This is a genomic window from Cohnella sp. SGD-V74 (assembly GCF_003001675.1).
Taxonomy (GTDB): Bacteria; Bacillota; Bacilli; order Paenibacillales; family Paenibacillaceae; genus Cohnella.
Window position 1 is genome coordinate 91981 of record NZ_PVYW01000005.1, and the last position, 18977, is coordinate 110957.

At 58.0% G+C, this 18977-nt stretch carries 16 protein-coding genes; 14 read left to right on the forward strand and 2 right to left on the reverse strand.

Annotation, left to right across the window (positions count from 1 at the left end):
* Nucleotides 1-8: 8 nt before the first annotated feature.
* The 12 genes from B0G52_RS09415 (at nucleotide 9) to B0G52_RS09470 (ending at nucleotide 13905) form a co-directional block, all read left to right on the forward strand.
* A complete protein-coding gene (locus tag B0G52_RS09415) occupies nucleotides 9-1268 on the forward strand; it encodes a competence/damage-inducible protein A (protein WP_094043505.1) in 1260 nt (419 codons plus the stop codon).
* 518 nt (nucleotides 1269-1786) lie between these two features.
* Complete coding sequence (gene recA / locus B0G52_RS09420; RefSeq protein ID WP_094043507.1) at nucleotides 1787-2848, forward strand: recombinase RecA; 1062 nt, start codon at nucleotides 1787-1789, stop codon at nucleotides 2846-2848.
* 143 nt (nucleotides 2849-2991) lie between these two features.
* Nucleotides 2992-3867, forward strand: a complete 876-nt coding sequence (locus B0G52_RS09425; protein ID WP_158223646.1) for a regulatory protein RecX — start codon at nucleotides 2992-2994, stop codon at nucleotides 3865-3867.
* A gap of 257 nt (nucleotides 3868-4124) precedes the next feature.
* The gene (gene rny, locus B0G52_RS09430; RefSeq protein WP_094044027.1) at nucleotides 4125-5666 is read left to right on the forward strand and encodes a ribonuclease Y; all 1542 of its coding nucleotides are present in this window, start codon (nucleotides 4125-4127) and stop codon (nucleotides 5664-5666) included.
* 95 nt (nucleotides 5667-5761) lie between these two features.
* The gene (locus tag B0G52_RS09435; RefSeq protein WP_094043511.1) at nucleotides 5762-6556 is read left to right on the forward strand and encodes a TIGR00282 family metallophosphoesterase; all 795 of its coding nucleotides are present in this window, start codon (nucleotides 5762-5764) and stop codon (nucleotides 6554-6556) included.
* A gap of 174 nt (nucleotides 6557-6730) precedes the next feature.
* Nucleotides 6731-6991 carry a stage V sporulation protein SpoVS gene (gene spoVS, locus B0G52_RS09440; RefSeq protein ID WP_027084382.1) on the forward strand — a complete coding sequence of 87 codons (261 nt, stop codon included), beginning with the start codon at nucleotides 6731-6733 and terminating at the stop codon, nucleotides 6989-6991.
* Nucleotides 6992-7143: 152 nt separating this feature from the next.
* On the forward strand, nucleotides 7144-8091 hold the full coding sequence (locus tag B0G52_RS09445; RefSeq protein ID WP_094043513.1) for a dipeptidase: 948 nt from the start codon (nucleotides 7144-7146) through the stop codon (nucleotides 8089-8091).
* 182 nt (nucleotides 8092-8273) lie between these two features.
* The gene (locus B0G52_RS09450) at nucleotides 8274-10010 is read left to right on the forward strand and encodes a 2-oxoacid:acceptor oxidoreductase subunit alpha (protein WP_094043515.1); all 1737 of its coding nucleotides are present in this window, start codon (nucleotides 8274-8276) and stop codon (nucleotides 10008-10010) included.
* Between the two features lies 1 nt (nucleotide 10011).
* Entirely contained in the window at nucleotides 10012-10878 is an 867-nt protein-coding gene (locus B0G52_RS09455) for a 2-oxoacid:ferredoxin oxidoreductase subunit beta (RefSeq protein WP_094043517.1), read from the forward strand.
* 102 nt (nucleotides 10879-10980) lie between these two features.
* A complete protein-coding gene (locus B0G52_RS09460) occupies nucleotides 10981-11565 on the forward strand; it encodes a phosphate propanoyltransferase (protein WP_094044029.1) in 585 nt (194 codons plus the stop codon).
* A gap of 186 nt (nucleotides 11566-11751) precedes the next feature.
* Nucleotides 11752-13344: a tRNA (N6-isopentenyl adenosine(37)-C2)-methylthiotransferase MiaB gene (gene miaB / locus B0G52_RS09465; protein WP_094043519.1), complete on the forward strand. Its 1593-nt coding sequence runs from the start codon at nucleotides 11752-11754 to the stop codon at nucleotides 13342-13344.
* Nucleotides 13345-13419: 75 nt separating this feature from the next.
* Nucleotides 13420-13905 carry a YlbF/YmcA family competence regulator gene (locus B0G52_RS09470; protein ID WP_094043521.1) on the forward strand — a complete coding sequence of 162 codons (486 nt, stop codon included), beginning with the start codon at nucleotides 13420-13422 and terminating at the stop codon, nucleotides 13903-13905.
* 315 nt (nucleotides 13906-14220) lie between these two features.
* On the opposite strand, the gene B0G52_RS09475 is transcribed toward B0G52_RS09470, so the two are convergent.
* Together B0G52_RS09475 and B0G52_RS09480 are read right to left on the reverse strand one after the other, a co-directional pair.
* Entirely contained in the window at nucleotides 14221-14829 is a 609-nt protein-coding gene (locus B0G52_RS09475) for a hypothetical protein (RefSeq protein WP_094043523.1), read from the reverse strand.
* Nucleotides 14830-15018: 189 nt separating this feature from the next.
* Nucleotides 15019-15654 (reverse strand): biotin transporter BioY, encoded by a 636-nt coding sequence (locus B0G52_RS09480; protein WP_094043525.1) that lies wholly within the window; start codon nucleotides 15652-15654, stop codon nucleotides 15019-15021.
* Nucleotides 15655-15752: 98 nt separating this feature from the next.
* Between B0G52_RS09480 and B0G52_RS09485 the strand changes: the two genes are divergently transcribed.
* Both B0G52_RS09485 and B0G52_RS09490 read left to right on the forward strand, forming a co-directional pair.
* Nucleotides 15753-16781 carry an energy-coupling factor ABC transporter ATP-binding protein gene (locus B0G52_RS09485; protein WP_143762544.1) on the forward strand — a complete coding sequence of 343 codons (1029 nt, stop codon included), beginning with the start codon at nucleotides 15753-15755 and terminating at the stop codon, nucleotides 16779-16781.
* Nucleotides 16778-18679, forward strand: a complete 1902-nt coding sequence (locus B0G52_RS09490) for an ATP-binding cassette domain-containing protein (protein ID WP_158223647.1) — start codon at nucleotides 16778-16780, stop codon at nucleotides 18677-18679. The genes B0G52_RS09485 and B0G52_RS09490 overlap by 4 nt, the downstream gene beginning before the upstream one ends.
* Nucleotides 18680-18977: the final 298 nt, after the last annotated feature.

Below are 18977 nucleotides of genomic sequence, written 5' to 3' on the forward strand. Positions count from 1 at the left end.
GGGGTTTCATGAGAGCAGAGATTATTGCCGTCGGTACGGAGCTGCTCCTCGGTCAAATCGTAAACACGAACGCCCAGTATCTGTCGCGCGGTTTGGCAGAGCTGGGCATTGATGTTTATTACCAGACCGTGGTGGGCGACAACAAGCAGCGATTGATGGAAGCGATCGGCATCGCGCGGAGCAGGGCGGACCTGCTCGTATTCACGGGCGGGCTCGGACCGACGCAGGACGACCTGACGCGGGACGCGCTTGCCGAATACTTGGGCAAGGGGATAGAGCTGCACGAGCCGACGATGGATAAGATCTTGAAGATGTTCGCCGGCCGCGGGGGCGCGTTCGTCGAGAGCAACAGGCGGCAGGCGCTGCTCATCGAGGGGGCGACGCCGCTGCGCAACGATACGGGTTTGGCCGTCGGCAACGCGCTGAGCGCGGACGGAACGTTGTATGTGCTGTTGCCGGGGCCGCCGCGCGAGATGAAGCCGATGTTCGACAATGACGGCTCTGCCTGGCTGAAGGAGCAGTTGGGGCCGGCTCATTCGCTCCATTCCGTCATGCTGAAGTTCGCCGGCATCGGGGAATCGATGCTGGAAGATCTGCTGCTCGATCTCATCGAGGCTCAGCAGGACCCTACGATCGCCCCTTACGCCAAGGAAGGCGAAGTAGCGGTCCGCGTGTCGACGAAGGCTGTGGACGCTGAGGAGGCCTCGCGTAAGCTGGAAGCGACGCTTGTGGAGATTCGCGGGCGCACGGAGGCCTACTTGTTCGCCGAGGAGGACGTGCCGATCGAAGCTTCGGTTGTAAGGATGCTGACGGGGCAGCAGCGCACTCTGGCGCTGGCGGAGAGCTGCACCGGCGGCATGGTTTCGGAGCTGATCACGACGATTCCGGGCAGCGCGGTCGTGTACCGGGGCGGCATCGTCTCGTATAGCAACGAAGCGAAAATGCGGCAGCTCGGCGTGTCGCGGGAGCTGCTGGAGGGGGATGGCGCTCCGGGAGCGATCAGCGCCGAGACGGCTCTCGCGATGGCGGAGGGCGCGCGAGCAGCTATGGACGCTGACTTCGCGTTGTCCGTGACCGGTAACGCGGGGCCGGCAGCGGCGGAGGACAAACCCGTCGGCCTCGTCTATGTCGGCTTGGCCGAGCGGGAGCGCGAGACGAGGGTGGAGAAGCTTCAACTGTCGGGCGATCGGGAGGGCATCAGGCTTCGGGCGACGAAGCGCGCTCTCTATATGCTCTGGCAGTCTTTGTCCGGTCAGCGGAGGGATTAGTCGGTCTCTCTGTCGCTTAAGTGCGCCGATTGTCTCGTTTTGAGCCTCGTATGGCCATTATCCCGTCCGTTCAGGATGAGCGTGGAAGTGGGCGTGATGTGTTTAGAGGCGCATAAGGCAATTAGCATGGAGGTCTTCGGTCTATACGGCTACCTTGGGGGCATGTCCTGATCGACGGGGATAATGGCCGCAGGTTGTTGTCGGAGGAGCTTTGCGGCAAGTTCAAAGGAGGGCCTCTGAGCGGCGGGGATAATGGCCGGACTGCGGCGGCGAAGATCTCGGTTAGTCAGAGTTGCTGAGCGAACGGGATAATTGTGACAGAAATTTGTCGAGGCTTGCCAACCTTCGGAGCAATGTGTTAAAGTTTACTAGAAAGTTGCGGAAGAACCGTAGCGAAGAATACTTTGCTGCGGTTCTTTTTTGCAAGAAAATCGAACAAATGTTCTTAAAAAGCTTGGCAAACGCATGGAAACGCGGTATGATAAAACTATCAAAAAGAGATAAAGGATGTGGGTGTGTTGTCGGATCGTCGCGCCGCATTAGACATGGCCTTGCGCCAGATCGAGAAGCAATTCGGTAAAGGTTCCGTTATGAAGTTGGGAGAGAGCGCCCAGCGTACGGTAGAGACGGTGTCCAGCGGCGTGCTGGCGCTTGATATCGCGCTCGGCATCGGCGGCTACCCGCGCGGGCGGATTATAGAAGTGTACGGACCGGAATCGTCCGGTAAAACGACGGTATCCCTGCACGCAATCGCGGAAGTTCAGCGTTCGGGCGGCACGGCGGCGTTCATTGACGCGGAGCATGCGCTCGACCCGACTTACGCGAGAAACTTGGGCGTCAACATCGACGAGCTGCTGCTTTCCCAGCCGGATACGGGAGAGCAGGCGCTGGAGATCGCCGAAGCGCTCGTACGCAGCGGAGCGGTCGACATCATCGTTGTCGACTCGGTAGCCGCGCTCGTTCCGAAAGCGGAAATCGAAGGAGACATGGGAGATTCGTTCGTCGGGCTTCAGGCGCGTCTGATGTCCCAGGCGATGCGTAAGCTGTCCGGCGCGATCAGCAAGTCGAAGTGTCTGGCCATCTTCATCAACCAACTGCGCGAGAAGGTCGGCGTCATGTTCGGCAATCCGGAGGTTACTCCGGGCGGACGAGCGCTGAAGTTCTATGCGAGCGTGCGTCTTGACGTGCGCCGCGTTGAGGCCATCAAGCAAGGCAACGACGTAGTGGGCAACCGCACGAAGATCAAGGTCGTGAAGAACAAGGTGGCGCCTCCGTTTAAGCAAGCGGAAGTGGACATCATGTACGGCGAGGGGATCTCCAAGGTCGGCAGCATCGTGGACATCGGCACCGAGCAGGATATTATCCAGAAGAGCGGTGCGTGGTTCTCTTATAATAGCGAACGGCTGGGCCAAGGACGGGAGAATGCCAAGCAATATTTGAAGGACAATACGGAGATCTCGGACAAGATCGAGAAGCAAATCCGCGAACTGTTGCTTAATGCTTCCGTAGTAGCCAATCAGACAGCCTCTTTCTCCGCCGAAGAGGATGAGGATGACGCCGAGTTCGCCGAAGAGCTGTAACTTGATAGAAGACTCGGAAGACTGATCAATCCAATATAAGCGAGGGGCGGCATACTCAATGCCGCCCTTTGCGTCTGGAGAGAGGGGTGTAAGCGATGGATAAGGAGAAGCAGCCGCGGTTGCCTATTGAAGGAGCCGTAGTTATGGGGATCGAGTCTCATCCGAAGAAACCCCACATGTACCGGGTGGCGCTGAAGCTGAATATAACTCCGGAATTAGAGGACGAGCCCGGAGGTAAAGATGAAGCTCAGAAGGACTGGAACTCGGAAGTAGATGAATTGATCGCCGGAGCAAGAGGTGAGGGGTTAGAGGAAGGCGAAAGGGATGCCGGACCGAAGAATTGGAACTCCGAAGTGGACGAGCTGATTGCCGGAGCGAAGACGGTGAAGCGTTCGGAGGAGACGGTGCTTACGGTGCACGAGGATACGCTGGTGAGTTGGCGGTTGCTGAGCGGGCGCAGGCTGACGGCGGAGGAGGTAGAGACGCTTAGGCAGGATGAACAGAAGGAGGAAGCGTACCGGTCGGCGCTGCTAATGCTGGAGAGGAAACCGCGGACGACGGCGGAGTTGTCTCTGGCACTGAAGCGCAAAGGGTATGGCGTGGACATCGTCGAGGCGTGCGTAGAGCGGCTACGGGCGAGGAAGATGCTGGACGACTCGGCCTATGCCAAGAGGTTTACGGAGCAGCGGGCGGCCGGACAGCGCAAGGGGAGGATGTTGATTCGGCAGGAGCTGCTGCAGCGGGGCGTCGACAGGCAAGATGTGGAGCGGGCGATCGGCGAATTGGACAGCGACGTCGAGCAGGAATCCGCGCTTGCATTGGCTCGCAAACGGTGGCCTTCAACGAAAGGGAACGACAGGGAACGCAAAATGAAGCTGATGGGAATGCTGCTGCGAAGAGGCTTTCCAAGCGGCATCGCGAGGACGGCGGTACAGCAAGCAGCGGCCGAGTCGGCCGAGCCGGAGTGGGAGGAAGCCGAGGAAGAAGGTTTCCACGAGGATTACGATATGGATAATTAAGGGGCGGGTTCGCAACAATCGCGAATCCGCTTTCGGACGTTGCTTGACAATCCAATTTCGCAAAAGATAAAATGATTTTGTATTCCATTTTCCCACTCCGGCCGTTTTTTCCTTCCAAGAAGCGATTCGGAGCGCGTTTTTACGACACTTTTTGCTTTGTTCACACGTAATCAAACGGTTTGGAAACCGGAAGATCAATTGAATAAGTATCCCCAAGCGGTTGCCTTGGTGATGCAACGAGGAGGTGAGAGACCATGATGGAGCCATGGATCTGGATCTTGATCGTTCTCGTTGTTGGCGTCCTTTGCTTTGGGATCGGTTATGTCGTACGCAAATCCATTGCGGAAGCCAAAATCTCCAGCGCCGAAGCGGCTGCGGTACAGATCGTGGAAGCGGCTAAAAAAGAAGCTGAAGCGGTACGCAAGGAAACGGTGCTGGAAGCCAAAGACGAGGTGCACAAACTCCGTAACGAAGCGGAACGCGATATTCGCGAGCGCCGCAACGAAATTCAACGCCTGGAAAGGCGGCTGTTGCAGAAGGAAGAGTCGCTGGATCGCAAGCTCGAAGCGTTGGAGCGCAAAGAGGAGCAAGTCGCCAACAAAGAGAAGCGAGTCGAAGAGATTCAAGACCAGATCGAAGTGCTGCATAAGCAGCAAATTGCCGAGTTGGAGCGGATTTCCAATCTGACGACGGAAGACGCCAAGCAGCTCATCTTGTCGAGCGTGGAGCAGGAAGTGCGCCACGAGACGGCACAGATGATCAAGGAAATCGAGCAGCAGGCGAAGGAAGAAGGCGACAAGAAGGCGCGCGACGTCATCTCGCTCGCGATTCAGCGTTGTGCCGCGGATCACGTGGCGGAGACGACGGTATCCGTCGTTGCGCTGCCTAACGAGGAGATGAAGGGACGGATTATCGGTCGCGAAGGCCGCAACATTCGTGCCCTGGAGACGTTGACGGGTATCGATCTCATTATCGACGATACGCCGGAAGCGGTAATCCTGTCGGGCTTCGATCCGATTCGCCGGGAGATCGCCAGAACCGCTCTCGAGAAGCTGGTGGCGGACGGACGGATTCATCCGGCCCGGATCGAGGAAATGGTCGAGAAGTCCCGCAAGGAAGTGGACGAACGGATTCGGGAGTACGGCGAGCAAGCGACGTTCGAAGTGGGCGTACACGGCCTGCATCCGGATTTGATCAAAATTCTCGGCCGTCTGAAGTTCCGGACGAGCTACGGACAGAACGTGCTGAAGCATTCGATGGAAGTCGCCTATTTGACCGGTCTGATGGCCGGAGAGCTGGGAGAAGACATCACGCTTGCCAAGCGCGCGGGTTTGCTTCATGATATCGGCAAAGCGCTCGACCACGAAGTGGAAGGCTCGCATGTCGAGATCGGCGTGGAATTGGGCAAGAAATACAAGGAACATCCCGTTGTCATTAACAGTATCGCATCTCACCACGGGGACGAGGAAGCGACTTCGGTTATCGCGATGCTCGTAGGGGCCGCGGATGCGCTCAGCGCAGCCCGCCCAGGCGCTCGCCGCGAAACGCTGGAGACGTACATCCGCCGGCTCGAGAAGCTGGAGGCGATCTCGGAGTCGTTCGAAGGCGTCGAGAAGTCCTACGCGATCCAAGCCGGACGCGAGGTGCGCGTCATGGTTCAACCGGAGAAGATCGACGATACGGAGGCGTTCCGTCTCGCTCGGGATATTACGAAGAAGATCGAGGGTGAACTGGATTATCCGGGGCACATTAAAGTTACGGTCATTCGCGAAACCCGTGCGGTCGAATACGCCAAATAAGGCGCGGAATGCAGGGAAGGCTGAGAAGTGGCTGCGGCAACACGCAGCCGCTTTTTCCCTTTTATACGGGGCTATGGAAAGAGAGCGTGAAACAGATGAAGGTCGTTTTTATCGGCGATATCGTCGGCAATGTAGGGAGAGATACGGTCAAGCGGCTGCTGCCGTGGATCAAGGACAAATATCAGCCGCATATCGTGATCGCCAACGGGGAAAACGCGGCGGGAGGACGCGGCATCAACGCGTCGATCGCCCGCGAGCTGTTCGAATGGGGCGTGCACGGCATTACGATGGGCAACCATACGTGGGATAATCGCGACATCTTCGAGTTTATCGACGACGAACCGCGCATGGTCCGTCCGTCCAATCTGCCGCCCGGAACGCCGGGCCGCGGCAGCATGATCGTCAAAGTCGGAAACAAGGAGCTCGGCGTCGTCAATTTGATCGGGCGCACGTTCCTGCCGCCGGCGGAATGCCCGTTCCGAACGGCGGACGAAGAGATCGAGGCGCTTCGCCGTCAGACGAAGTGTGTGCTGGTCGATTTCCATGCGGAGGCGACGAGCGAGAAGATCGCGATGGGCTGGCATCTGGACGGCTATGCGTCGCTGGTCGTGGGGACGCATACGCACGTGCAGACGAACGATGCGCGCATCCTGCCGGAAGGGACCGCTTACTTGACGGATGCGGGCATGACGGGACCGCGCGACGGCGTGCTCGGCATGGAGAAGGAGACGGTGCTTCGCCGTTTCATTACCGGTATGCCGGCGCGGTTTACGGTAGCCGAGGGCAAATGGACGCTGAACGGCGTATTCGTGGACATCGACGAAGCGACGGGCAAGGCGGTTAAAGTACAAAATATTAGCGTCGACGAGGACTCCTGGATCGCCGTGTGAGCGTTGTCTGAATTGTCGGACAATTTCATGACCGTACCTCTCGGGAAAAGAAGGAATTATCGGGCGAGTTACCGAATAAGTATGCCTTAGTGGGCCCATCCTTCGATTTCCGATGAATTCCCGATGCAACCGATGAGCCGGATAGGCGGGTTGTCATAAGAGGAGGTACTGGTCATGGAAGTATTAAAGGTTTCCGCAAAGTCCAATCCAAATTCCGTAGCAGGCGCACTGGCAGGCGTGCTTCGCGAGCGGGGCGCCGCCGAATTGCAAGCGATCGGGGCCGGGGCGTTGAACCAAGCCGTCAAAGCGGTGGCGATCGCCCGTGGATTCGTGGCGCCGAGCGGCGTGGACTTGATCTGCATCCCGGCATTCACGGATATTGTGATCGACGGAGAAGACCGGACGGCGATTAAGCTGATCGTAGAGCCGAGATAATCCGCCGGAGAGAAGCTGTTGACCTGTTGTTTGATGATGCGAGCGGTTCGGCGCGAAGCGCCGGAGACGGCGCATGATCGATGCGACAGGTTTTTTTGTGCCTGCATGAGCCAAGGGGATAGGAAAAAGGAATCATTCGGGAGGGAAAACGAATGAAAATCGTCGATTTGCACGCCGACGTGCTGTGCAAGCTGCTTGAGAACCCGGGCGTACGCTGGAGGGAGCCGAAGGCCGGAGAAGCCGCACCGTTCGACGCGACGCCGGGAAGGCTGCGGGAAGCGGGAGTCGCGCTTCAAGTCTTTCCTCTGTTCTTGCCGGAGGAGCTGCCGCAAAATCCGGAGACGTTGTTCCGAGGGGCTGAGCTGTTCTGGAGCGAAGTGTTGACGGCGCCTGGATTTAAGCTGATTCGCACCTCCGCCGATCTCGAGACGGCCCGGAAGGAAGGGCGGATCGGCGCTCTGTTTTCCCTCGAAGGCGCGGGCGCTCTGGACGGAGAACTGTGGGGGCTCCGCTTGCTTCATCGGTTGGGGCTGCGTCTGCTCGGGCCGACCTGGAACCATGCGAACTGGGCTTGCGACGGAGCGACGGAGCCGAGAGGCGGCGGGTTTACGAAAGCCGGGAGGCAGCTGGTTACGGAATGTGAAAAACTGGGTATCCTATTAGATGTGTCCCATCTGTCCGATCGGGGGTTCTGGGAGCTGTCCGAGCGGGCGACTCGCCCGTTCATCGCTTCGCACTCCAACGCGCGTTCGATCGTCGATCATCCGCGGAATTTGACGGACGAGCAGATTCGGGCCGTGATCGCGTCGGACGGGCTCGTCGGCATCACGTTCGTCCCTTGGTTCGCGTCGGTTGCGGAACCGGCCCGGATCGAGGACGTTCTTCGGCATGTCGATCACGTGTGCGCGCTTGGCGGGGAGAAACATCTCGCGCTGGGCTCCGATTTCGACGGCATCTCCAGGCATGTCCAAGGGCTTGAGCATCCGGGACGTTATCCGGATCTAATAGAAGAGATGCTGAAACGTTATCCGGAAACTTTCGTACACGATATTATGGGGGACAACGCCTTCCGCTTTTTGAAGACAAATCTACCTAATTGAACTGTTCGAGGAAAATCGTTCTCAATTTGGGAACGTTTTCATCGCAAACTGTTATGCGTTCGTTAAGCGAATATGTCTTGCATTTTACGTTCGTTAAACATAAGATTTATACGGGTAATAAAATATCATTGGGTAAATCTGTCGAAATTGGACGAACCAGAGATTAAGAGGAGATGGGCACTGTGATCAGTCAACTGTCATGGAAAATTGGCGGCCAGCAAGGGGAAGGCGTGGAAAGCACGGACCGAATCTTCTCTACTGCCCTCAACCGTCTGGGTTATTACCTGTATGGGTACCGGCACTTTTCCTCGCGGATCAAGGGCGGACACACGAACAACAAAATCCGTATCAGCACGAAGCCGATTCGGGCGATATCCGACGATCTGGACATTCTGGTCGCTTTCGACCAGGAGACCATCGATCTGAACGCGGGCGAGCTTCGGCCCGGCGGCGTCGTTGTCGCGGATGCGAAGTTCTCGCCGACGATTCCGGAAGGCGTGCAGGCGCGCCTGTTCGCAGTACCGATTACGGCCATCGCAGAAGAACTTGGCACTTCCCTCATGAAAAACATGGTCGCTTCCGGGGCATCTTGGGGGCTGCTTGGTCTGCCCATGGAAGTATTCAATAAAGCGGTTGAAGAAGAATTCGGACGTAAAGGCCCGGCCATCGTGGAAAAGAACGTGGAAGCGGTGCGGCGCGGTGCTGAGTTTATTCTGGAGCAGGCGGGCGGTCCGCTTGACGAGTTCAAGCTGGAGGACGCGGACGGCAAGATGAAGCTGTTCATGATCGGGAACGAAGCGCTGGCGCTCGGTTCGATTGCGGGCGGCTGCCGTCTCATGTCGGCGTATCCGATTACTCCGGCGTCCGAAATTATGGAATATTTGATCAAGAAGCTGCCGAAGTTCGGCGGCACGGTCGTGCAGACGGAGGACGAGATTGCTGCGGTGACGATGGCGATCGGCGCCAACTACGCGGGCGTCCGCACGATGACGGCTTCCGCGGGACCGGGATTGTCGCTGATGATGGAAGCGATCGGCCTGGCCGGCATGACGGAGACGCCTCTGGTCATCGTCGATACGCAGCGCGGCGGTCCTTCCACGGGCTTGCCGACGAAGCAGGAGCAATCCGACATCAACGCGCTGATCAACGGCACGCACGGCGAAATTCCGAAGCTGGTCGTCGCCCCGAGCACGATCGAGGAATGCTTCTACGATATGATCGAAGCTTTTAACCTGTCGGAAGAGTACCAAATTCCCGTCATCGTCGCGACGGATCTGCAGCTGTCGCTCGGCAAGCAGACGTCGGAGCCGCTCGATTACGACAAAATCGTGATCAAGCGCGGCAAGCTGGTCACCGAAGAGCTGCCTCCGAACGAGGATAACCGTCTGTTCAAGCGCTACGAGTTCACCGAGGACGGGATTTCCCCTCGCGTGCTTCCGGGAGCCAAGCACGGCATCCATCACGTCACGGGCGTCGAGCACGACCAGGAAGGGCGTCCTTCGGAGAACGCGCTGAACCGCGAGAAAATGATGGACAAACGCCTCGGCAAAATCGATAATCTGCGCGTTACGGACGCGGTGAAAGTCGACGCGCCTCACGCCAACCCGGATCTGCTCATCGTGTCGATGGGGTCGCTGGGCGGAACGATCGAAGAAGCCCGCACCCGCTTGACGGAGAACGGCATTACGACAAACCAGATGATGGTGCGCCAGATGCATCCGTTCCCGAGCGAGCTGGTGAAGCCGCATCTCGATGCGGCCAAGCAAGTCGTCGTTCTGGAGAACAACGCGACGGGTCAGCTTGCGAATCTGATCAAGCTGAATCTCGGCTATCACGATAAAATCCGCAATTTGCTGAAGTACGACGGAACGCCGTTCCTGCCTTCGGAAATCCACAAAGCGTGCAAGGAGCTGATCTAAGATGGCCACATTTAAGGAATTTCGCAACAATGTGAAGCCGAATTGGTGCCCGGGCTGCGGCGACTTCTCCGTTCAAGCCGCGATCCAGCGCGCTGCGGCGAACGTCGGCCTGGAGCCGGAACAGCTTGCGGTCATCTCGGGAATCGGCTGTTCGGGCCGGATTTCCGGCTATATTAACGCTTACGGTCTGCACGGCATCCACGGGCGCGCGCTGCCGATCGCCCAAGGCGTTAAGCTCGCGAATCGCGAGCTGACGGTCATCGCCTCCGGCGGCGACGGAGACGGCTTCGCGATCGGCATGGGCCATACGGTTCACGCTATCCGCCGTAACCTGGACATTACGTACATCGTTATGGATAACCAAATTTACGGCTTGACGAAGGGACAGACTTCCCCGCGGAGCGCGGAAGGCTTCAAGACGAAGTCGACGCCGGAAGGCTCGATCGAATCGACGCTGTCTCCGCTGGAGATCGCCCTGTCGGCCGGCGCGACGTTCGTCGCCCAGTCGTTCTCGAGCGATCTGAAGCAGCTCACTTCCTTGATCGAGCAAGGGCTCGCCCATAAAGGCTTCTCGCTCATCAATGTGTTCAGCCCGTGCGTGACGTTCAATAAAATCAATACGTACGATTGGTTCAAGGAGAACATCGTGAACCTGGACCAGTTCCCGGATTATGATCCTTCCAACCGTGTCGCCGCGATGAACAAAATCATGGAGACCAACGGTATGCTGACCGGTCTGATTTATCAGAACAAGGAGCGCAAGTCGTACGAGGATCTGTTGACCGGCTTCAAGGAAGAAGCGCTCACGAAGCAGGATTTGACGTTGGCTCGCCAAGACTTTGACAAATTGTTGGCGGAATTCAAATAAGGCCCGATTCGGGCCGTACAGACGAGGCGCGCGGGTTTGTCCCGCGCGTTTCTTGCGTTATACTGGGATAGACAACAGATTTGGAGAAAGGTTGGGTTGTTCATGAGTGGAGCGGAGAGCAAGAAAGTCCCCGTAGGCGTATCGGCCCGCCATATTCATCTATCCCAGGAGCATGTGGAGGCTTTGTTCGGAGCGGGAGCGAAGCTGACGGAATTCAAGCCGCTGTCGCAGCCCGGGCAATTCGCCGCGAACGAGACGGTAGCCGTATTCGGACCGAAAGGTTCTTTTCCTAAAGTACGTATTCTTGGCCCGGCTCGCAGGGCGACGCAGCTGGAAGTGTCCCGCACGGACGCGTTCTCGCTCGGATTGAATCCGCCTGTGCGCGAGTCCGGCAACATCGAGGGCACGCCGGGCATTCGCATCGTCGGTCCCGCGGGCGAAGTGACTGTAGACAAAGGCGTAATCGTGGCGGCTCGGCATATTCATTTTCACACGTCGGATGCCGAACGCTGGGGGATTCAGGACAAGCAGCTGCTCAAGGTTAGGGTCGGGGGCGACCGCGGCGTCGTATTCGAGCAGGTCGTTGCCCGAGTGTCCGCGGACTTCGCGCTCGATATGCACATCGATACGGACGAAGGCAACGCGGCCGGCGTGAATACCGGCGACTTCGGGGAAATCGTGGAGTAGCCCACAGTAGATTCGTGGAAATAACCCCGGCTGAAGACCTTCCCCCTTCTACAATCAGGGTGAAGGTCTTCTTGCGAGTCGTGATGGATTCAAGTGATTCGTTGTGCTATAATTTTTTATTGATGCCTTTATGTTAAATTATCGATTCAATCGTGGAATTGATCATAAAAGGAAGTGGGATCGCACATGACGCAGGGGGCCTCGAACGGGTCTAAGCCGGCAGGCCAGGCCAAAGATTACAGCAAATACTTTGACTTCTCCGGCGCCAAAGTCATTTCCGAAGATGAGAGTGGTCGCACGATCCGCCTGAACGGACGGGATATCCACATCGTCTCCGAGCCGAACTACCGTCAGGAGAAGCAGCGCGGCAAGGAAGAGGTCCAGGTTCACTACGAGAACGCCATCCCCGACGAGTTGAAGTCGCTTGGCCTCGGAAGGAAATACTTGATCTATACGTACGGCTGCCAGATGAACGAGCACGACACGGAAGTGATGCGCGGCCTGTTCGAGGAGATGGGCTACGAGCCGACGGAAGAACGGGCGGATGCCGACGTCATTCTGCTCAATACGTGCGCGGTGCGCGAGAACGCGGAGGACAAGGTGTTCGGCGAGCTCGGGCATCTGAAGGTGCTGAAGCAGCAGCGCCCCGAGCTCATTCTCGGCGTATGCGGCTGCATGTCGCAGGAAGCGTCGGTCGTGAACAGGCTGATGCAGAAGCACGCGCATGTGGATCTCATTTTCGGAACGCACAATATTCATCGTCTTCCACATCTTCTGCAGGAAGCCCACTTCGGCAAAGAGATGGTGATCGACGTCTGGTCCAAGGAAGGCGACATCATCGAGAATCTTCCTAAGAAGCGGACCGAAGGGCTGCGCGCTTGGGTGAACATCATGTACGGCTGCGACAAGTTCTGCACGTACTGCATCGTGCCGTACACGCGGGGCAAGGAGCGGAGCCGGCTGCCGGAGGACGTGATTGCGGAGGTTCGCGATCTTGCCCGCCAAGGGTTCAAGGAGATTACGCTGCTGGGGCAGAACGTGAACGCTTACGGCAAAGATTTTGCGGATCGCGACTACCGCTTCGGGGACTTGATGGACGACATTCGGAAAATCGATATTCCCCGCGTCCGGTTTACGACTTCACACCCTCGCGATTTCGACGATCATCTGATCGAGGTGCTGGCCAAGGGCGGTAATCTGGTCGAGCATATCCACTTGCCGATGCAGTCGGGAAGCACGGAAGTGCTCAAGCGGATGAGTCGCAAGTATACGAGGGAGCGCTTCCTGGACTTGGCGCTGCGGATTCGGGGAGAAATTCCGAACGCGGTGCTGACGACGGACATTATCGTGGGCTTCCCCGGCGAGACGGAGGAACAATTCGAAGAGACGCTGTCGCTCGTGCGCGAAGCGGGCATCACGTCCGCGTACACGTACATCTATTCTCCGCGGGAAGGCACGCCGGCGTTCGATATGCCGGACAATGTGCCTTACGAGGTGAAGCAGAAGCGGCTCGCGCGTCTGAACGAAGTTATCGGCGAGCTGTCGCTCGAGCATCACCAATCGCTTGTGGGCCAAATGATCGAGGTGCTCGTAGAGGGTGAAAGCAAGAACAGGGCAAACGTGTTGTCCGGCCGCAGCCGTTCGAACAAGCTGATTCATTTTGAAGGGCAGAAGGAATGGATCGGGCAGTTCGTGCAGGTAAAGGTGACGGCCGCGCAGTCCTGGTACTTGAAGGCGGAAGTTGTCGGGGAGCCGGCGGCGTCGAGTCAAGCGGGGTAAACGGGAAGCGGATCCAGCGGGATATAGCAACAGTTGAAACAGAGATACGAGACGAGAGCCGGGAGGAATAGGTTAATGTCAGCACATGCACACGGTCACGACCATGACCACGACCACGATCATCATGGGGGAGCTTGCTCGATCCCATCGTTCGATAATCGGGAATTGATCGTTCGCGACGATATTCTAAGCAGAGCGCGCGAGTTGGCCAATCTGATTACGACGACCGAGGAAGTCGGCGTCTACCAGCAGGCGGAGAAGCGGATCCAGACCCATGAACGGGTTCAAGGACTGATCGCCCAAATCAAGAAAAAACAGAAGGAGCTCGTCGCGTTCCAGAACACGTTCAAAAACCAGGCGATGGCGGAGAAGATCGAAGCGGAAATCAACGAGCTTCAGGACGAGCTCGACGGCATTCCGATCGTTCAACAGTTCCAGCAGAGCCAGGTGGACGTTAATTATATGCTCCAGTCGATCATTACGATTATTCGCGATACGGTGGCGGAGAAGATCGATGTGGAAGCGGCGAAACCGGCGGAAGCTCCGGAGACTTGCGACTAATTCGGTTCGGAGGGGCGAGTTTGGCGGTGGCGTTGGGCTGTGCATAAGAGGCCGGGTTTGTCCATAACCTACAGGCGGAGCAGAGACAGGCTTTATCTCATGCTTGCATGACGAAGGAGGACAGGCCGATGACGGAAGGCATTCCGAACTCGCAGACCCGCGCGCCCAAACCGGACGATCCGAAGAAGCAGGGACGATCTGCGGCGAAGAAAAAATCGAAGTGACGAAAACGGCGGCGTTGGGGTGGATATCCCTTCGCCGCCGTTTCTTTCGTTGCCGTTCCGTGCGGGGGAAGACTTGTTCTCGCCGTTGCAGTCAGCGGCTGGAGCTTGGCGAGGGAGCGATGCTAAGCGTAAAGTTGCGTTGATCGAATTGGATCAGATGTTTCTGATTGGGAGCGAGCTTCCACCTCTGCAGCCATTGCGAAGATAAGCGGAGGCGGTCATCCGATAGATTGGCCGGAACGTGCAGATGGAGCTTGGCGAGATGTTTGCCGCTGCGGACTTTAATGATCGACCCTTGCCGCTCGGGGATGCCGAGTCGTGACAGCAATTCATAACCGACGGACAACGTTCCGGCGGCGATCGGGCCGGAAGCGATCAAGGCGACTGTTTCGCTAAGGGGAGATGGGCTAATCGTCAGCGATTGGTCGCTCGCATTGTAAGTAAGCGTGTATCTGCGCAGGGCGGTAAGCTGGAACTGGCGAGCGAGCGCGAAGCTCATCTCCATGAAGTCGGCGAAACATTCCCGCCCTTCGAGAAATTGCAGCTGGATCTGCTGCTTGATGTTGCCGCGTTTTAACGTGAGCTTCGCGTTCCGGGGAATCGACAGCAGCTCGGATGCCATCTCCGCGCAGTTCAAGGTGAGCACGACGGTATGAGGGGGCAGCTTGGCGATAAATAAATCGAGTCGACCGCTTGCCATAGGATGAGGCACTCTCCTTCAGGACAAGAAAACTAATAAATCTTTCCACTGTATGCGAAGGAGAGGCGGTCTGTTTGTACCATCGTCCTGAACGAAAGGAAATGAACTCCCGTCACGCATGGCGATGGGAGTTCGTAGTTGGACGCCGAAGGCGTTTGTGCTTGCGTGGTGATAGAGCAGCGGCGTGATTTAGCGTTTGGTTCTGCCGGCCGGACGTACGAGCGGCAAAACGGGACGAAGCGCGACGATGATGAGCGTGGCTGCGATTGCTTTGATCGCGTCTCCGGGCAAATAAGGGTACATGCCCGCGCGCAGCGCGCCGGTGAGCGTATCGTACTTCTCGCTGTCTACGACATGTGCGAGCCAAGGTACGCCGGTTATGTACACGATCAAGGAACCGAAGACGAACACGGCGATCAGCAGCAGAAGCTGGCGAGAGCGATTAATTTTTCTGGCGGAACCGTAGATCCGATCGGTCACCCAGCCGATCAGGAATGCCGATACCGGGAACATCCAGATAAAGCCCCCAGTAGGTCCGGTCATCTGGGCGATGCCCCCGGAGCCGTTCATCAGGGGCAGGCCGAGGGCGGTCAAGCCGACGACGAGAAAAATGCTCCAGAATCCGTAAACGGCGCCAAGCAGCCCTCCCGCCAGCATGATGGCGAACTGCTGCAAGGAAATCGGAACCGGCGTGAAGCCGAGATGGATCTTGATGAAGCTGCCGGCAATGAACAGCGCGCCGAACAGGGCGATGTAGACGATGCCCCGTACCCAGTGGTTGGATCGGCGTGTGACGGTTGAAGCGGGTGTAGATGAATTCGACATTGTCAAAAAGCCTCCTAAATGTTAACCTTTATTTTAGTTAATGGTTAACAATTGAGATTGTAGCATGGGATGTTCCGGTTGAAAAGAGGGATTTTTGCGTGAGAGGGAATCGTTCGTTGATGGAAGCGGCAGATGTGGATAAGGAATCGGGGCCCGGCGCGGCCGTTTTCGATCGATCGGATCGGGGCGGAGCTCCTCTTGAAGTAGATTGCGTTACCGTCCATGGAGGAGAAGGAGAGGACGAAACCGCGGTCAGGCTGCAACAAGCGACGTTAACGCTGGCGGCCGGGGAGTGGCTGACCGTCGTCGGCGTAAACGGAAGCGGCAAGTCGACGCTGTCCAGGCTGTTAGCCGGATTAATGCCGGAGAGCATGAGCGGCGTCGTGCGGCGAGGCTTTGCGGGCGACGGGGTCAGCCCGATCGTACTGCAGCAGCCGAGAGCGCAGCTATTCGGCGAAACGCCGCGCGAGGAGGTTGTGTTCGCGCTGGAGTGGCGCGGCGTTCCGGCGGAACGAATCTCCGATGTGACGGAGGAAGCTTTACATAGAGCGGGCTTGGCGGCTTTGGCGGATGAGCCGTGGGAGCGATTGTCCGGGGGACAGCAGCAGATGGCTGCGTTCGCTGCGGCGACCGCCTATCCATCGCCGCTGCTCGTCATGGACGAAGCGACGTCTATGCTGGACGAGGACAATCGGGACGTGGTTATGACCAGGGCAAGAGAGCTGCATGCGGACGGCACTGCGGTTGTCTGGGTGACGCAGCGGCTGGATGAGCTCGGCCCTGACGATCGCGTGGTGGCGGTCGGGGAAGGCCGGATTATTTACGACGGCAGGGGCCGGGAGTTTCTGTACGGGTCTGCTGATGGCGACAGTGGGTCTGTGTCTGGGCAGGCGGACAGCGGTGCTATTGGACCTGGAACCGTGGGCAGGCTTGAAGCGGGGGCTGGGGGCGGTGAGGAAGTCTCCGACGGCGGCGTATGGCCATTATCCCCGTGCCTCAGGGCGGGGCTTAGGTTGTCTTATTTGATGGAGCTTGCTCTGGAATTAAGGAGACTGGGGAAGCTACGCGACCCGCTGCCGGTTACGGAACGGGAATGGCAGATTGTATGGGGGAACGCGGGAAAATGAGTAATCAAGCTTCAGAATTCGCTATGCGCGAAGGAGTTCCGCTGCGGTTGGACGGCATCAGATGGAGGAGAGGGGAAGAGGAGAGCGAGGCTTTTCGGACGGAAGGCTTGGTGTTCACTCCGGGCTCGATCATTCTGCTGATGGGCGCAAACGGAGCAGGTAAATCGACGCTTCTCGAGAAGATCGCCGGCCTGCGTCCTCCGGAAGACGTGCTGGCTGCGTACGGACCGGATGCGGTCTGGCGGAGAAGCCGACTTGGCCGGAGTGGCCTCCGCTTAAACGGGCATTCTCTGCTGAGCTACAGCTACGCGAGCCAAGCGCCGGAAGAGGGATTGTTCGCAAGAAGCGTAAGCGATGAACTTGCCTATTCGTTGCGGCCATATGGCTTGACGGAGGAAACCGCAAAGCTGCGGCGTCAGGAGGCGCTGAGCGCGGTGGGGTGGAACAGCGAGGAGTGGCTGGAGCGCGATCCTTATTTGATGAGCGGAGGCGAGCGTCGCCGCACGGCGCTGGCGGCTGTATTCGCGGCGCCTGCTCCGTGGCTGCTGCTGGACGAACCGACGGCGGGGCTGGACGGAGCCGGACATCGAATGATCGCGCGTAAGCTGAAGAAGCAGCGGTCAGAGGGTACGGGAATCGTGCTCGTCTCGCACGATTCCGACTGGGCGCTGCCGCTTGCGGACGAGACGCTGCTGCTGGCTACGGACGGTACGGTAAGGCTGTGCAGTCGGGAGCAACTGGTCCGGCATCCTGAATGGCTGGCGGAAGCGGGCATGCGGGTGCCCGAGTGGCTTCAGTCGGCCCATCGGCTGTGGAAGAGCGGCGTTCCCGCTGAGCTGACGATGGATCCGGCAGCAGCGGCCGCGGCTTGGAGGGTCGAGCAACGGAGCGAGAGCGCGGCCCGGGTCCTGGCGGGTGCGGTGGTAGATAGCGGAAAAGAGGCGAACGGGGAGAAGCAGGCTGAACTGGATCGACAAGTAGGAGAGGATCAGGAGACAGTTGGAGAGCGGAAGGCGTCAGAAGCGCGCCAAGCAAGAGAGGCGCAGGAGACGAGCAGGGAACGAGAGGCAGAAGAAGAGCAGAAGTCGCTTCGAGAACGAGAGGCAGTAGAGCGGAAGGCGGGTACAGAGCTCAAGAAGCACAGGCAGTTGGGGGCAGCACGGCATCGTCTCGCGGGGTTCGATCCCCGATCGGTATGGCTGGCTTATGCGTTAGTGAGTTTCGGTCTGTTTGCTTTGAGGGATTGGCTGGGGCTGGCTGTCGGAGCCGCGATCGTCATAGGGCTGTTGTTGGCCGGACGAATCTCGCTGCGGCGCTGGCGCGGACTGATCGTGAATTATGCGGTGTTTTCCGTGATGACATCGGCCATCTTTGCTTCGGGAGCCGGGAGTGAATGGGCGGTGCGGGGCGAGGCTTTCACGGATACGTTGCTCACTTTTACGAGGACGATGCTTATTTTACTGTTGGGGTTGGCTATTCCTCTCGTCATGTCGCCTTTGTCGCTGAGAAGGTCTCTGGAGCAGATGACCTCTATTAAAGGCAAGAGCCCGATGTGGGCGCAAAGGGGAATTCTCGCAGTCGCGCTGATTATGCGTTTTGTGCCGGTGCTGCTGGAGTTGTGGGAACGTTTCGCGAAGATTATTCGTGCTCGGGGAAAAATGCTGGCCCGCGGTCCCATCGCCTTCGGCCGTAAGCTACGCGACACTGCGCTGCCTTTCCTGTTGGCGTTATTCCGATTAGGGGATGAGGTGGTGCTGGCGCTGGAAAGCAGAGGGGTGGGCGGGATACGGACCGCCACCCGGGCGCAACGGTTGAGGTGGCGCGGTCGGGATTATGCATTGGCGTCGGGTGCGCTGCTGCTGGCGCTGGGGTTGTGGATTGGTTTTCGCAGCGGCTAGCACGGGGGCGCCGTCCGGCTTTATTCTGAGCGATAGATCGTTTTGCTACGAGAGATTCCGGACGCCTGCGCCACGGTAAAGTGTGGCTGTGGTAATGCATTGCTTCGAATGCCAAGCTCGCGACAGAGTCGCGGGCTTATTCTTTCTATCCATACGAATCGAAAATAGGGAATGAGGAGAGTGGAGCTGATTATGATATAATTTGGAAGTGAAGTCATGATTTATCCGAGAGGGGTGGGAGAATGTTGAATCTATCTAAAGGGCAAAAGATAGACCTCACCAAGGGAAGAAACGTTAA